The 14675-nt window shown below is 62.9% G+C and carries 11 protein-coding genes; 9 read left to right on the forward strand and 2 right to left on the reverse strand.

Annotated features, from left to right (window positions below; translation table 11 throughout):
- Nucleotides 1–45 precede the first annotated feature (45 nt).
- Together hpaE and J6497_RS23390 are read right to left on the reverse strand one after the other, a co-directional pair.
- Nucleotides 46–1587 carry a 5-carboxymethyl-2-hydroxymuconate semialdehyde dehydrogenase gene (hpaE, locus tag J6497_RS23385; protein ID WP_225706635.1) on the reverse strand — a complete coding sequence of 514 codons (1542 nt, stop codon included), beginning with the start codon at nucleotides 1585–1587 and terminating at the stop codon, nucleotides 46–48.
- Nucleotides 1580–1978, reverse strand: coding sequence for a 5-carboxymethyl-2-hydroxymuconate Delta-isomerase (locus tag J6497_RS23390; RefSeq protein WP_225706636.1), 399 nt, complete (start codon nucleotides 1976–1978; stop codon nucleotides 1580–1582). Before J6497_RS23390 ends, hpaE begins: the two co-directional genes overlap by 8 nt.
- Before the next feature lie 92 nt (nucleotides 1979–2070).
- Between J6497_RS23390 and hpaR the strand changes: the two genes are divergently transcribed.
- The 9 genes from hpaR (at nucleotide 2071) to J6497_RS23435 (ending at nucleotide 14656) form a co-directional block, all read left to right on the forward strand.
- The gene (hpaR, locus tag J6497_RS23395) at nucleotides 2071–2607 is read left to right on the forward strand and encodes a homoprotocatechuate degradation operon regulator HpaR (RefSeq protein ID WP_225706637.1); all 537 of its coding nucleotides are present in this window, start codon (nucleotides 2071–2073) and stop codon (nucleotides 2605–2607) included.
- A 297-nt stretch (nucleotides 2608–2904) separates the two neighbouring features.
- The gene (locus J6497_RS23400) at nucleotides 2905–4050 is read left to right on the forward strand and encodes an ABC transporter substrate-binding protein (protein WP_225706638.1); all 1146 of its coding nucleotides are present in this window, start codon (nucleotides 2905–2907) and stop codon (nucleotides 4048–4050) included.
- An 84-nt stretch (nucleotides 4051–4134) separates the two neighbouring features.
- Nucleotides 4135–5010 (forward strand): branched-chain amino acid ABC transporter permease, encoded by an 876-nt coding sequence (locus J6497_RS23405; RefSeq protein WP_225706639.1) that lies wholly within the window; start codon nucleotides 4135–4137, stop codon nucleotides 5008–5010.
- Nucleotides 5007–6785 carry a branched-chain amino acid ABC transporter ATP-binding protein/permease gene (locus J6497_RS23410; RefSeq protein ID WP_225706640.1) on the forward strand — a complete coding sequence of 593 codons (1779 nt, stop codon included), beginning with the start codon at nucleotides 5007–5009 and terminating at the stop codon, nucleotides 6783–6785. Before J6497_RS23405 ends, J6497_RS23410 begins: the two co-directional genes overlap by 4 nt.
- A complete protein-coding gene (locus J6497_RS23415) occupies nucleotides 6785–7513 on the forward strand; it encodes an ABC transporter ATP-binding protein (protein WP_225706641.1) in 729 nt (242 codons plus the stop codon). The genes J6497_RS23410 and J6497_RS23415 overlap by 1 nt, the downstream gene beginning before the upstream one ends.
- Nucleotides 7514–7583: 70 nt before the next feature.
- Complete coding sequence (locus J6497_RS23420) at nucleotides 7584–8669, forward strand: malate/lactate/ureidoglycolate dehydrogenase (protein WP_225706642.1); 1086 nt, start codon at nucleotides 7584–7586, stop codon at nucleotides 8667–8669.
- 126 nt (nucleotides 8670–8795) lie between these two features.
- Complete coding sequence (locus tag J6497_RS23425) at nucleotides 8796–9575, forward strand: HpcH/HpaI aldolase family protein (protein ID WP_225706643.1); 780 nt, start codon at nucleotides 8796–8798, stop codon at nucleotides 9573–9575.
- A gap of 101 nt (nucleotides 9576–9676) precedes the next feature.
- Nucleotides 9677–11200 carry a D-arabinonate dehydratase gene (locus J6497_RS23430; RefSeq protein ID WP_225706644.1) on the forward strand — a complete coding sequence of 508 codons (1524 nt, stop codon included), beginning with the start codon at nucleotides 9677–9679 and terminating at the stop codon, nucleotides 11198–11200.
- Nucleotides 11201–11392: 192 nt separating this feature from the next.
- A complete protein-coding gene (locus J6497_RS23435; protein ID WP_225706645.1) occupies nucleotides 11393–14656 on the forward strand; it encodes a transglutaminase family protein in 3264 nt (1087 codons plus the stop codon).
- Nucleotides 14657–14675: the final 19 nt, after the last annotated feature.

Raw genomic sequence — 14675 nt, forward strand, 5'->3', positions numbered from 1 at the left:
GGGAGAGGTAGTGCACCGTGATTGTTGATCGAGCGACGACACGCATCACAGGCCGAGTCTCTGTATCCTATGCGTCCCGCGCGCCAGCGAGACGTGTTTGGTTTCCATGTAGAAGTCGAATGAATAGTCGCCGCCGTCGCGGCCGATGCCGGACGATTTCATGCCCCCGAATGGCGTCGGCAAATGGCGGACGTTCTCCGAATTGAGCCAGATCATGCCGGCTTCGAGCGCATCGGCCACCCGCAGGGCGCGGCCCATGTCGCCGGTCCAGACATAGCCGGTGAGGCCGTACTGCACGCCGTTGGCGATCTCGACCGCATCGGTCTCGTCGCGGAACGGGATGACGGTGAGGAACGGTCCGAACACCTCTTCCTGCGCCACCCGCATCTTCGAATGCGCAGCCGTAACGAGCGTCGGCTGCACATAATGTCCACCGCCGGGACCGTCATGCGGCTTGCCGCCGACGGCGATCGTCGCGCCTTCCTGTCGCGCTACGTCGAAATAGGAGCAGACCTTTGCCAGATGCCGCTCATGGATCAGCGGCCCGATCTCGGTTGCGGGATCGAGGGGATGCCCGACTTTCAGCGCCTTCACCCGCGCGGTGAGCTTCTCGACGAACCGTTCCGCGATGCTCTGCTGCACCAGGAGCCGGCTCGAGGAGGTGCAGCGCTCGCCGTTCAGCGAGTAGATCATGAAGACGACCGCATCGAGCGCGCGCTCGAGATCGGCGTCCTCGAACACGATCACCGGGTTCTTGCCGCCGAGTTCGAAATGCACGCGCTTCAGCGTCGGCGCGCCCTGCGCCATGATCGCAGACCCGGTCGCGCTCTCGCCGACAAAGCCGATCGCCTTGATCGCGGGATGCTCGGTCAGCGCCTTGCCGGCTTCCTCGCCGAAACCGTGCACGGTGTTGAGCACGCCGTCGGGCACACCCGCTTCCTTCACCAGCTTTGCGAGCAGATCGGCCGTCACCGGCGACCATTCGGCGGGCTTGTGCACCACCGTGCAGCCGGCGGCGAGCGCGGGGGCGATCTTCCAGGTTGACAGCATGAACGGCGTGTTCCACGGCGTGATCACGCCGACCGGGCCGATCGGCACGCGCGTGGAAATGTTCCAGTGCTCCTCGCTCGGCATGTTGAGGCCGTCTCTGGCCTCGGCGCATTTGTCGGCGAAGAAGCGGAAATTCTCGGCTGCACGGATCGCGGCTTTCGCCATGAAGCGATGCGCCTGTCCGGTGTCGATGCATTCGAGCACGGCAATATCGTCGGCACGATCCTCGATCGCGTCGGCCACGCGATTGAGCAGCTTGCGTCGCATTGCAGCCGACATATCGCGCCAGGATTTGAAGGCGAGGGCGGCCGCGGTCGCGGCGCGATCGATGTCCTCGGCATTACCCCGAGCGACGGTTGCCAGCACTGCACCGTCGATCGGCGATTTCGTCTCGAAGGTCCGCCCCGAGATCGACGGCACGGTCTTGCCGTCAACCATGTGGCCTATTCCGTCCGCCTTCAGCTTTGCCAGCAGCGGCGCGGCGCGGTCGCGGTTGACCTGGAACAGTTCGGCCGATTTTGGCGTCGCTTTATCCATGGATAGTCTCCACCTTCAGCGCATCGTGGATGTTGTTGCGCTTCCAGCTCGTCTCCTTGTCGTTGATCTGCATGTCAAACGACAGCGCGAATTTGCTACTCGCGAATACCGGGTCGAGATGCGCCGACAGCACCCTGAAGATATGTTCTCCCGCCTTCTTGCGGGTTGGAAGATCGCGGCCTTCGCCAAGCCGCAGCACCATGTCGAGGAAGCCGTAATCGTTTCGGTCGTCTGCGATCGCGTAGTGCTCGCATCTGATGGCGCGAACGCGGATGCCGCCGAGCGGGAAGATGCCGGTCTCGACCGCCGCTTTGCGCACGAGCTCGACGACTCCGCTCATGTCGAGGCGGGAATCCAGGTTGGCCGAATATTCGATGGTGAAATGCGGCATGGCGGATCACTCCTGATGCGCGGGAATGATTAACATGTTAAGTGTATCGGCGTAAATTGATTTGCGCTTTGTTGCGCCGCAAAAGATTGGATATGGCACGGAAGAAATCATCATTGAACGGCTCGCGCACAGGCGCGGCGGCAGAGACGGGGCGGCGCGGGCCGATGCGCGAATTCTCGCGTTCGCTTCCGATGTCGCTCTTGCGCGCTCGCGAGGCCGTGATGCGGCAGTTTCGTCCATCCCTGCGTCATCACGGCCTGACCGAACAGCAATGGCGCATCCTGCGCGCGCTGACCTCGGTCGAGGCGATCGAGGTCACCGAGCTTGCGCGGCTCGCCTTCCTGCTCGGGCCGAGCCTGTCGCGCATCCTGCGCGACCTCGAGGCGCGTGGATTGATCGAGCGCCGTTCGGCGGAGGCGGACCTGCGGCGGGCCGTGGTGTCGATCTCGCTGAAGGGATTGAAGCTGATTGAAGCGGTCGCACCGACGTCGGAAGCGATCTACGCCGCTATTACGAGGCGTTACGGCCCGCGCAAGCTAGCTGAATTGCAGGCCATGCTGGGCGCGCTCGAAGAAAGTCTTGTCGGCTTGTCAGGCCCGGAAGAGGGAATGGTCGAGGCCGACGAGTAAACGCAAATTTGCATGATGATATGCGTCGGGATGCATAGCTCGTCTCGCCTGCACATCGTTTGAGCACAAAGGAATCGGCAAGTCTGCGGAATCTGCCGGAATAATCACGATCTCGTCCGCATTAATCATTCTTCATGCGCGCGCATAACGATGCATCTCCATCGTTAGTCGAAAACACCGCAATATCAATTTACTCCGAGACGGAGAGTCCGTAAGTACGCTGCCGGTTCGCGTCCCGCGCGGGATCGCCAACAGCAAGAAGGGCCGACGAAGACGCCCGGCCTCAGGGAGAAACTGATGAAACTGACGAGACGCGATTTCGCGGCCGGTATCGTCGCCGGCCTTGCCGCCCCCCACGTCATCACCAGCGCAAGAGCGCAGGGCGCCACCATCAAGATCGGCATGTGCGCGCCGGTGACCGGCCCCGCCGCTGAATCCGGCCGCTACGCCATCCAGGGTGCGAAGCTCGCACTCGAAGCCGTCAACAAGGCCGGCGGCATCCTGGGCAAACAGGCCGAGCTGATCATCGAGGACGATCAGACCACCAATCCCGGCATCGTGCTGGCGTTCTCCAAGCTCGCCTCGCAGTCCGACATTGTCGGCTTCCTCGGCTCGATCCGGTCAACTCAGGTGCACGCCATGGCGCCCGACGTGCTCAAGCTCGGCAAGCCCGTGATGATCGGAGGAACCGATCCGAACCTCACTCACATGGGCAATCAGTGGCTGTTTCGTTTCCGTCCGAATGACAGCTATTCCGGGCGCGTCATCGCCGAGTATGGCGTCAACACGCTCGGCAAGAAGAAATGGGCCGTGCTGCATTCGACCGACGCTTTTGGCACTGCAGGTGGCAAGGCCCTGACCGCTGCGTTGGAAAAGCTCGGCTGTCCGTCCGTGCTCGACCAGGGTTATGCCAACCAGAGCCAGGATTTCACGCCTGTCGTGCTCGCGATCAAGCAGTCCGGCGCCGACATCCTCGGTTCCTACTTCACCTTCGAAAACGACCTCGGCATCTTTGCCCGGCAGTTGCGCCAGCTCGGCGTCAACATTCCCTGGGTCGGCTCGCCCTCGATCGTCAATATCACCGCGCTAAAACTCGCCGGGCCTGCGCTGTACAACACCTATGGTGTCGCTGATTACGCGGAAGATTCCAGCGAAGCTTCCAAGGCGTTCGGCAAGCTCTATCGTGATGCGGTCAAGGTCGCGCCGGATAACCAGAGCTCCTGGCCCTATGACGCGGTCACGGTGCTGGCGGCGGCGATCAACAAGGCCGGCTCGACCGATCCTGCAAAAATCCGTGAGGCGATCCTGTTGATCAAGAAATTCCCCGGCGCCGAAGGCGAGTATAATTTCGACCAGAACGGCGACGGTTTGCACGGCTATAACATCGTGAAAAACGACAAGGGCAAAATCGTTTTCGACAAGCACATTGAATTCAACGATTGACCACGTTTTCGGCCTCTTCGTTCTCCACGAAGAGGCCGAAAGCCTTTTGGCGAATTCTCTGGTTCCTCCTAACCGAAGCTTGTCATGGATCTCGTCCTTCAACTGCTGTTTACCGGCATCGGCATCGGCGCTGTCTACGCGCTGGTCGCGCTCGGTTTCGTGCTGATCTTCCGCGCCACCAATGTGGTGAATTTCGCCCAAGGCGAATTCTCCATGGTCGCGGCCTATCTGATGGTGGTGTTCTCCGTCGATCTCGGCTGGCCCTACTGGCTGTCGTTCCTGATCGCGCTCGGCGGCATGGCGCTGCTCGGCGTCATCTTCAATCTCGGCGTCTATTATCCGCTGCGCCACCGTACGTTCCTGCCTGTCATCATCGCCACCATCGGCGCCTCGATCCTGCTCTCCAATTCGGTGCTGGCGATTTATGGCCCGCAGCCGCAGGTGCTGCAGGGATGGTTCGATACGCCCGGCATCCAGCTCGGCCCTGTTTATCTCGACAGTCAATATCTCTTGATCATCGCGGTGACGATCGCGCTCGTGTTCTTTAATTACTGGTTCTTCGAGAAGACGCTGCTCGGCAAGAAGCTGCAGGCGACCTCGCAGGACAAGGAAATGGCTTCGCTGCTCGGCATTTCCGTCTCCACCATGATCATGATCACCTTCATCTATTCGGCTGTGCTCGGCGGGCTGGCCGGCCTTCTGGTCGCGCCAGTGCTGTTCGTTTCGATCCAGATGGGCTCGACGATCGCGCTGAAGGCATTCGCGGCCACCATCATCGGCGGCTTCGGCGACGTCGCAGGCGCCATCATCGGCGGGCTCGCGCTCGGCGTGATCGAAACCTTCGGTGCGGCGTACATCTCGGTTCCCTACAAGGATGGCTTCGCTTTCCTGGTCCTGGTCGCCTTCCTGATCTTCCGGCCGCAGGGCATCTTCGGCGAACGCGTGGCGGAGAAAGCATGAGCGCCCCCAGCGACAACATGCCGATCCCGGCGCCCGCCGTCCGGTCGAAACCGCTTTTGGTCCGCCATTCGCCGTACTTCATCGGCGCGGCGATCCTGGTGGCGCTTGCCGCGGGCTTGCGGTTAGACGGCTACGTCCTCAACATCCTGCTGCAGGCGACGACGTTCTCGATCGCGGTGTTCGGTCTGTCGGTCGTGCTCGGCCTGTGCGGCCAGATCAACCTGGCGCAGGCCGCGTTCTTCGGGCTCGGCGCCTATGCGGTCGGCCTCGGCACGACCGATTTGCATCTCAGCTTCTGGCTGTGCCTTGTCGGCGGCTGCGTGATCGCGCTGGTTGCTGGCGCGTTCCTGGGCATGTCGACCTTGCGGCTCGGCGGGCACTATCTTGCGATGGTGACGATCTCGTTCCAGCAGATCGTCACGCTGGTCATGATCAACGCGATCTGGTTGACGCACGGACCCGACGGTGTCTCCAATATCCGTCGTCCCGAGCTGTTCCAGACCTCGCAGAGCTATCTCGCCTTCTGCGTCGCCATGCTCGCGATCGTCGGCTATTTGGTCTGGCATCTCTCCGACACCAAGCTCGGCCGCGCGATGCGGGCCGTGCGCGACAACGAACTCGCGGCCGGCGTCAACGGCATCGACGTGTTCCGCACCAAGATCTACGCCTTCGCGCTTTGTGCGCTGCTCGGCGGCTTGGCGGGCGGCCTGTTTGCCGGCGGCTTCGCCTATGTCAGCCCCGATCAATTCTCGTTTGCGGAATCGATCGTGTTCCTGACGATGTCGCTGCTTGGCGGCGTCGCTTCGCCGATCGGCTCGGCGATCGGCACCGGGCTGTTGATCCTGATCCCGGAATGGCTGCGCTTCCTCAAGAGCGTGCCCGGACTTTACCTCGCCATCTATGGCCTGTTCGTGATCCTGATCATCCGCTTCATGCCTGACGGCATCTGGGGCTTCGTCTCCGATGCCTTCAACCGCTGGCGTGCGCACACCAAGGCGCCGCCTGTGGCGGCTCCCTTGCAGCTGCGGCCCGCGACCGTCGGCGGCGAGTTCGTGCTCGAGGTCACCGGCCTGTCAAAACATTTCGGCGGCCTGAAAGCCGTCGATGGCGTCGACATCGCGGTGAAGCGTGGCGGTGTCCACGCGCTGATCGGGCCGAATGGCTCCGGCAAGACCACGACGCTCAACGTGCTGTCCGGCCTCTACGAGGCGACTTCGGGCAAGATCGTGCTCGACGGCACCGATATCACCCACATGCCGCCGCATCAGCGCACGGCTGCGGGTCTCGGGCGCACGTTCCAGAACATCCGCCTGTTCCGTTCGATGACGGCGCTCGAGAACGTTGAGCTTGGCGCCGAGCGGCCCGGCAACACGATGATCGGCAAAGGCGATGACGCGCTGACCGAACGCGCGATGGAGGCGCTGACCTTCGTTGGTCTCGGCAACCGCGCCAATGAACTGATCTCGAGCTTCTCCTACGGCCACCAGCGCCTGATCGAGATTGCCCGCGCGCTCGCCGCCAATCCGACGCTGTTGCTGCTGGATGAGCCGGCAGCCGGGTTGAATTCTACCGAGAAGCTTGAGCTGCATGAGCTGCTCAAGCGCATCGCAGCCCAAGGGCTGACCATCCTGATCATCGACCATGACATGACGCTCGTCTCCGAAGCCGCCCAGCACATTACCGTGCTCAATTTTGGTCGCCGCATCGCGGACGGCGAATCCATGGCGGTGCTGCGTCACCCTGATGTCGTCTCCGCCTATCTCGGGAGCGAATGATGCCGCTGCTCGAAATCCGCAATCTCGTGGTCCGCTACGGCGAGATCGAAGCGCTGCGCGGCATCACCATCGCCGTCGAGGCGGGGCAGGTGGTGACTTTGCTTGGCGCCAACGGCGCCGGCAAATCCACTACGCTCCGCGCCATCTCGGGCCTCGCCAAGCCCACCTCCGGCGAAATCCTGTTCGACGGTCAATCGATCGCCGGTCTCGGGCCGGAAGCGATCGTCCGGCTCGGCATCTCGCATGTGCCGGAGGGGAGGCGAGTATTCCCAGGCCTCACGGTCAAGGAAAACATCATGCTCGGCGCGTCGAACCGAAAGGCTTCGTCGGCGCAGATCTCGCGCGAGGCGGATGCGATGTTCGACCTGTTCCCGGACATCCGCGCCTTCGCCGATGCGCTCGGCTGGACGCTGTCCGGCGGCCAGTTGCAGATGGTCGCTGTCGCCCGCGGCTTGATGGCGAAGCCGCGGCTGTTGCTCTTGGACGAGCCGTCGCTCGGACTTGCGCCCGTCATCGTGCAGGCGGTGTTCCGCATCATTTCGCAGATCAGGAAAGACACCACGGTCTTGCTTGTTGAGCAAAATGCGCGCATGGGACTTTCAGTCGCCGATCACGGCTTTGTCCTGGAAACGGGGCGGATCGTGCTTGGTGGCAAGCCCGACGAATTGTGGGGCAATGAGGCCATCGCCGCGGCCTATCTCGGCGGTCACGCCAAGGCCAGCGCTTAAGAAGCATGATCCGGAGGTGCCGGTTTTCCGGAAGGATCATGCTCCAAACCAAGGAGCGAGTGACATATCCATGGTGACGATCAAGGTCGATAATCTCATCAATTTTGTCGCTGAAGTCTTTTCCCACGCCGAATCTTCGCCCGAAGAAGCCCGTCGCATTGCAACATATCTGACGACCGCCAATCTCACCGGGCACGACAGCCACGGCGTGATCCGCGTGCCCGTCTATATCCGCTGGAAGAAGATGGGCTCGGTGGTCCCAAACCAGACCGCCGAGGTCGTGGTCGATACGCCTTCGCTCGCCGTCGTCGACGGCAAGTTCGGTTATGGGCAGACGGTTGCGCCGGTCGCGGTCAAGGTCGGCATCGAAAAGTGCAAGAAGGCAGGACTTGCGGCGGTTGCGCTGCGCAACGCCGGCCATATCGGCCGCGTCGGTGACTGGGCGGAGATGGCTGCTGCCGCAGGGCTGGTGTCGGTGCACTTCGTCAATGCTGCGGGCTCGCTCCTGGTCGCGCCGTTCGGCGGTGTCGAGAAGCGGCTCTCGACCGCGCCCTATTGCGTCGGCATTCCGCGCCAGGGCCAGGACCCGATCGTGCTTGATTTCGCCACCTCGATCGTCGCTGAAGGCAAGGTCCTGGTCGCAAGCCGCGGCGGCAAGAAACTGCCTGTCGGCGCGCTGGTCGATTCCGACGGCACCTTAAGCGAAGATCCGCACGTGCTGTACGGGCCCTACACCCCGGATGGTCCGCGCGATCACACCAAGGGCACCGGCGCGATCCGCGCGTTCGGCGAGCACAAAGGCTCAGGCCTGGCGGTCATCTGCGAACTGCTTGGCGGCGCACTGACCGGAACGGGCGCGACCGCGCCGGACCGGCGCTTCGCCAATGGCATGCTGGCGTTCTACGTCGATCCCAAGGTGGTCGATCCCGCCAATTTCTTCGACGGCGAAATCTCGCGCTATGTCGACTTCATCCGCGAGACCAAGCCGATTGCCGGCACCGACAGTGTGCTCATCCCCGGCGACCCCGAAAAGAAGACCCGCGCCGAGCGCACCAAGAACGGCATCCCCTTGCCTGACGACACCTGGGCGGCGATAGTGAACACCGCGCGCGAAGTCGGCGTCAGCGAAGTCAGTATCCAGCGGGCGACGAGCTAACTCCGTCATTGCGAGCGGAGCGAAGCAATCCATAGCGCCGCTTGCTGAAACTTGGATTGCTTCGTCGCTACACTCCTCGCAATGACGGCATGGCCATGACGGTGAGAACAAGGGAAGGAAAGCGAAGTGGCAAATAACAAGGTCAAGCAAATCTGGGCGTCGGGCAAGGCGGTGGTGAACGCGTGGCTGGCGATTCCGTCGGGCTTTTCGGCCGAAGTGATCGCGCAATGCGGGTTCGACAGCGTCACGGTCGATATGCAGCACGGCGTGCAGGACTATCTCTCGATGGTGCAATGCTTCCAGGCGATGAATGCCCACCCGGTGACGCCGATGGTGCGCGTGCCCTGGAACGAGCCCGGGATCATCGGCAAGGTGCTCGACGGCGGCGCCTATGGCGTGATCTGCCCGATGGTCAACACGCCCCAGGAAGCCAAGAACCTCGTCTCCTATGCGAAATATCCGCCGAAGGGTACGCGCTCCAACGGCCCGATCCGCTCCGGCATGTACGGCTCGGCCGGCACTTACCAGCAGACCGCCAATGACGAGATCGTGCTGCTGCCGATGATGGAAACCAGGACCGCGGTCGAGAACATGGAAGCGATCCTCGACGTCGAAGGCATCGATGGCGTCTATATCGGTCCCTCCGATCTCGGCTTCTCGTATGGCCTTGTGCCGAAGCTCGACCGCGACGAGCCGGAGATCCTCAAGATCTACGAGAAGATCGTCAAGGAATGCAGCAAGCGCGGCCTCAATCCGGGCATCCACTGCAGCGGCGCCGAAGGCGCGGTGCGCGCGATCAACATGGGCTTCAAGCTCGTGACGCTCTCGAACGAGAGCGGATTGATGATGACCTACGCCAAGATGCAGGTGAACCAGACCCGCAAAGAGTCCGGCGGCAAAGCGTGAGAAGCGAATAGCGAGTAGGGAATGGCGAATAGGGGATGGCAATCGAAGTAGCACTATTCGCTACTCGCCATTCGCTATTCGCCAATTACAAGGAGAACCCCATGGCCCCGGCACCCGTGATCCGCCTGCATCCCGAGGACAGCGTGCTGATCGCGCGCGCGAGCCTGCCGCCGGGACTGGAGGTCGCTAGCGGCGTCACCACTGTTGACCGCATTCCGGCCGGCCACAAGGTCGCGATCAAGCCGATCGCGGCGGGCGAGCCGATCAAGCGCTATGGCCAGATCATCGGCTTCGCCACCGCGCCGATCGCGCCGGGCCAGCACGTCCACACCCAGAATTGCGGCATGGGGGATTTCGCCAAGGACTATGCCTATGGCGTCGACGTGAAGCCGGCGCCGAATTTCGATCTGCCCGCGACCTTCGACGGTATTCGCCGTCCCGACGGACGCATCGCGACGCGCAACTATATCGGCATCCTGACGTCGGTGAATTGCAGCGCCCATGTCGCGGGCCTTGTTGCAGATGTCTTCAAGAAAAATCCGTTCACCGGCGATAACCCGCTGGCCGATTTCCCGAATGTCGACGGCGTCGTGGCACTCACCCACAAAACCGGCTGCGGCATGACGCAGGATGAACCGCTGGCGCTGCTTCGCCGCACGCTCGGCGGCTATGCACGGCACGCGAATTTCTCCGCCGTGATTGTGCTCGGCCTCGGCTGCGAAGTGAACCAGATCGGCGGCCTGATGCAGGAGCAGAAGCTGGCGGGGCGGCTGCGCGCGATGGACATCCAGGAAGTCGGCGGCACCCGCAAGACGGTAGAAGCCGGTGTTGCCTTCGTGCGAGAGGCGCTCGCCGACGCTAATAAGGTCAAGCGCGAGAAGGTCGCCGCGAGCGAGCTCACGGTGGCGCTGCAATGCGGCGGCTCTGATGGTTACTCGGGTGTCTCCGCCAACCCGGCGCTGGGCGCGGCTAGCGATCTCTTGGTGCGGCATGGCGGCACCGTGATCCTCTCGGAAACGCCGGAGACCTACGGGGCCGAGCATCTTCTGACACGCCGCGCCGTCAGCCGCGAGGTCGGCGAGAAGCTGGTCGGCCTGATGCGTTGGTGGGAAGAATATACGCAGCGCGAAGGCGCCGAGATGAACGCCAATCCGAGTCCCGGCAACAAGGCCGGCGGCCTCACCACGATCCTGGAGAAGTCACTCGGTGCGATGGCGAAGGCCGGCAGCACCAATCTGGTCGATGTGCTGCACTACGCCGAGCCGGTGACCAAGCGAGGCTTCGTGTTCATGGACACGCCCGGCTACGACCCGGTCGCGGCGACCGGGCAGGTGGCAGGCGGCGCCAACCTGGTCTGCTTCACCACCGGACGCGGCAGCGTGTTCGGCTGCAAGCCCGCGCCGTCGATCAAGCTCGCCACCAACACGCCCATGTACAAGCGCATGGAAGACGACATGGACGTCAATTGCGGCACCATCCTCGACGGCGAGGAGAGCGTGCAGGAATGCGGCCAGCGCATTTTTGATCTGATGCTGAAGACGGCATCGGGCCAGCCCACCAAGAGCGAGAGCTTCGATTTCGGCGGCGCCGAGTTCGCGCCGTGGGTATTAGGGGCGACGATGTGAGAGGGCGCCGTTATTTCGGGGCGATGCGAAGCATCGAACCCGGAATCTCGAGATTCCGGGTCTGGTCCTTCGGACCATCCCGGAATGACAGCGAAAAGCCGCATCTCCCATAGGCACCCGTGCCCGTTGTTAGTGCTTGCTGTCGGCCGGAACCAGTGTTCTGCTTAAAAAAGCTGCTGGAGTCCGCGATCCGTGTCGATCTTCGTCGCACTACACCACGTCACGCATTACAAGTACGACCGACCGATCGACCTCGGGCCCCAGACCGTTCGCCTGCGTCCGGCGCCGCATACGCGCACGCCGATCCTGAGCTATTCGCTCAAGGTCACGCCATCCAATCACTTCGTGAACTGGCAGCAGGATCCGCAGGGCAATTGGCTCGCGCGTCTGGTTTTTCCGGACAAGGCGACCGAGCTCAAGATCGAGGTCGATTTCACGGCGCAGATGACCGTGATCAATCCATTCGACTTCTTCGTCGAGTCCTACGCTGCCTCTTACCCATTCCAATACACCAGCGATCTTAAGAGCGAACTCGCGCCTTATCTCGCAACGATCGAGCCCGGGCCGCTGTTTGCGGCTTACCTGAAAGAGATTCCGCGCGAGGCTGACAGCACAGTCAATTTCCTCGTCGACCTCAACGCGAAGCTGCAGCAGAAAATCCGCTACGTCATCCGCATGCAGCCCGGCGTGCAGGCGCCGGAGGAGACACTTGCCGCCGGCGCGGGCTCCTGTCGTGACTCGGCATGGCTGTTGATCCAGATCCTGCGCCATCTCGGTTTCGCCGCACGCTTCGTCTCCGGCTATCTGATCCAGCTTCGTCCCGACATCGATCCGGTCGAGGGGCCGTGCGAAGTGGAGAACGACTTTACCGACCTCCATGCATGGGCCGAAGTCTATCTGCCGGGTGCGGGGTGGATCGGCTTCGACGTCACCTCGGGCATGCTGACGGGCGAGGGGCATATCCCCGTTGCCGCCACGCCGCATTACCGCTCGGCCGCGCCGGTCTCCGGCACCGCTGGTTTTGCCAATGTCGATTTCGCCTTCGAGATGAGCGTGAAGCGCATCCGTGAGGCGCCGCGCATCACAAAGCCGTTCTCGGATAAATCCTGGGCGCGGCTCGATGCGCTCGGCGAGCAGGTCGACACCGATCTGACGAAGGAAGACGTGCGGCTCACCATGGGTGGCGAGCCGACCTTCGTCTCGGTCGATGATCTCGAAGCGTCCGAATGGAATATCGCCGCGGTCGGTCCGACCAAGCGCGCACTCGCCGATGATCTGATCCGCCGCCTGCGCGATCGTTTCGCGCCCGGTGGTTTGCTGCACTACGGCCAGGGCAAATGGTATCCGGGCGAAAGCCTGCCGCGCTGGGCCTTCGGGCTTTACTGGCGCAAGGACGGCGTGCCGATCTGGAAGAACTCCGACCTGATGGCGAAGATCGAGAACCCGCGCAAGGCTGAGATTGCGGACGCCAAGCGCTTCGCCGAAACCACCGCGCAAAAGCTCGGGCTTGCCGCCGACCATGTCGTGCCTGCCTTCGAGGACCCAGCGTATTGGCTCCAGCGAGAAGCGTCGCTTCCCGCCAATGTCAGCCCTGACAATTCAAAGCTGACCGATCCGGAAGAGCGTTCGCGTCTCGCTCGGGTGTTCGACCACGGGCTGACGACGCCACAGGGCTATGTGCTGCCGATCCAGCGTTTCAGTCCTCTCGCCGGCGCCCGCGCGCGTTGGCGCAGCGAGCACTGGAAGCTCCGGCGCAGCCATTTGTTCCTGTCGACGGGCGATTCTCCGCTCGGCTTGAGGCTGCCGATCGCTTCGCTCGAGCACGTTCCCCCGGAAGATTATCCCTACATCATCGAAATCGATCCGATGGCATCACGCGAGGATCTGGCGGATTTCGACGAGGAACTGAAGCGCTTGCTCGAGGACCTCCCGGAGCCGCCGCCGGTACGTACGGCGATGTCGATTGAAATCCGCGACGGCACGTTGTGCGCCTTCATGCCGCCGGTCGAGAAGGTCGAGGACTATCTCGAACTGGTCACAGCGATCGAGGCCACCGCCGAAGAATTGCATATGCCCGTGCATCTCGAGGGCTATGCGCCGCCCTTCGACTCGCGCATCGAGGTCATCAAGGTCACGCCCGATCCCGGCGTGATCGAGATCAACATCCAGCCGGCGCAAAGCTGGCGCGAGGCGGTCGATATCACCTTCGGCCTCTATGAGGACGCCGCGAAGGTGCGGCTCGGCGCCAACCGTTTCCTGATCGATGGCCGCCACACCGGCACCGGCGGCGGCAACCATGTCGTGGTCGGCGGCAGCAACCCGCAGGACTCGCCGTTCCTGCGCCGGCCCGATCTGTTGAAGAGCCTCGTGCTGTATTGGCAGCGGCATCCCTCGCTGTCCTATCTGTTCTCCGGCATGTTCATCGGCCCGACCAGCCAGGCGCCGCGCATCGATGAGGCGCGCCATGATGGGCTCTATGAACTCGAGATCGCGCTGGCCCATGTGCCGCCGGCAGGTGTCGAAGCGCCGCTGTGGCTGGCGGACCGGCTGTTCCGGCACATCCTGGTCGACATCACCGGCAACACCCACCGCGCCGAAATCTGCATCGACAAGCTCTATTCGCCTGATGGCCCGACCGGCCGGCTCGGCCTCGTCGAATTCCGCGCACTCGAAATGCCACCCGATCCCAGGATGTCGCTGGCGCAGCAGCTCCTGATCCGTGCATTGATCGCAAAGCTCTGGCGCGAGCCGCAGCAGGGCAAATTCGTGCGCTGGGGTACGACGCTGCATGACCGTTTCATGCTGCCGCATTTCCTCTGGGAAGACTTCTTGGACGTGCTCGCCGACCTCGGGCGATCAGGCTACGATTTCTCACCGGAATGGTACACGGCGCAGCTCGAATTCCGTTTCCCCATGTTCGGTCGTGTCCACCACGGTGGCGTCGCGCTGGAACTGCGGCAGGCGCTCGAACCGTGGCATGTGCTGGGCGAGGAGGGGTCTGCCGGCGGCACCGTCCGCTATGTCGATTCCTCGGTCGAGCGGTTGCAGGTCAAGGCATCAGGCTTTGTCGAGGGCCGCCACGTCGTCACTTGCAACGGACGGCGGATGCCGATGACGGGGACCGGGCGCTCGGGGGAGGCGGTTGCGGGTGTCCGCTTCAAGGCCTGGCAGCCGGCATCCGGCCTGCATCCGACCATCCCGGTGCATGCGCCGCTGACCTTTGACCTGATCGACGCCTGGAACGGCCGCTCGCTCGGCGGCTGTGTCTACCATGTCGCCCACCCCGGCGGCCGCAATTACGAGGCCAAGCCGGTCAATTCCTACGAGGCGGAGGCGCGGCGGCTCACCCGCTTCCAGGACCATGGCCACACCCCCGGCAGGATCGAGCCGCCGCCGGAAGAACGCACAATTGAATTCCCGTTGACCCTCGACTTGCGGACGCCGCTCCTGCATTGATTTATGCACACCGTTTTCG

The sequence above is a fragment of the Bradyrhizobium cenepequi genome (genome assembly GCF_020329485.1).
Lineage (GTDB): Bacteria > Pseudomonadota > Alphaproteobacteria > Rhizobiales > Xanthobacteraceae > Bradyrhizobium > Bradyrhizobium cenepequi.

Bases quoted from the DNA above. Each gene is read 5' to 3' on its own strand.
- J6497_RS23410 (WP_225706640.1), top strand. From the start codon at position 5,007: ATGAGCGCCCCCAGCGACAACATGCCGATCCCGGCGCCCGCCGTCCGG.
- J6497_RS23390 (WP_225706636.1), bottom strand. From the start codon at position 1,978: ATGCCGCATTTCACCATCGAATATTCGGCCAACCTGGATTCCCGCCTC.
- J6497_RS23400 (WP_225706638.1), top strand. From the start codon at position 2,905: ATGAAACTGACGAGACGCGATTTCGCGGCCGGTATCGTCGCCGGCCTT.
- J6497_RS23415 (WP_225706641.1), top strand. From the start codon at position 6,785: ATGCCGCTGCTCGAAATCCGCAATCTCGTGGTCCGCTACGGCGAGATC.
- J6497_RS23430 (WP_225706644.1), top strand. From the start codon at position 9,677: ATGGCCCCGGCACCCGTGATCCGCCTGCATCCCGAGGACAGCGTGCTG.
- J6497_RS23405 (WP_225706639.1), top strand. From the start codon at position 4,135: ATGGATCTCGTCCTTCAACTGCTGTTTACCGGCATCGGCATCGGCGCT.
- hpaE (WP_225706635.1), bottom strand. From the start codon at position 1,587: ATGGATAAAGCGACGCCAAAATCGGCCGAACTGTTCCAGGTCAACCGC.
- hpaR (WP_225706637.1), top strand. From the start codon at position 2,071: ATGGCACGGAAGAAATCATCATTGAACGGCTCGCGCACAGGCGCGGCG.
- J6497_RS23420 (WP_225706642.1), top strand. From the start codon at position 7,584: ATGGTGACGATCAAGGTCGATAATCTCATCAATTTTGTCGCTGAAGTC.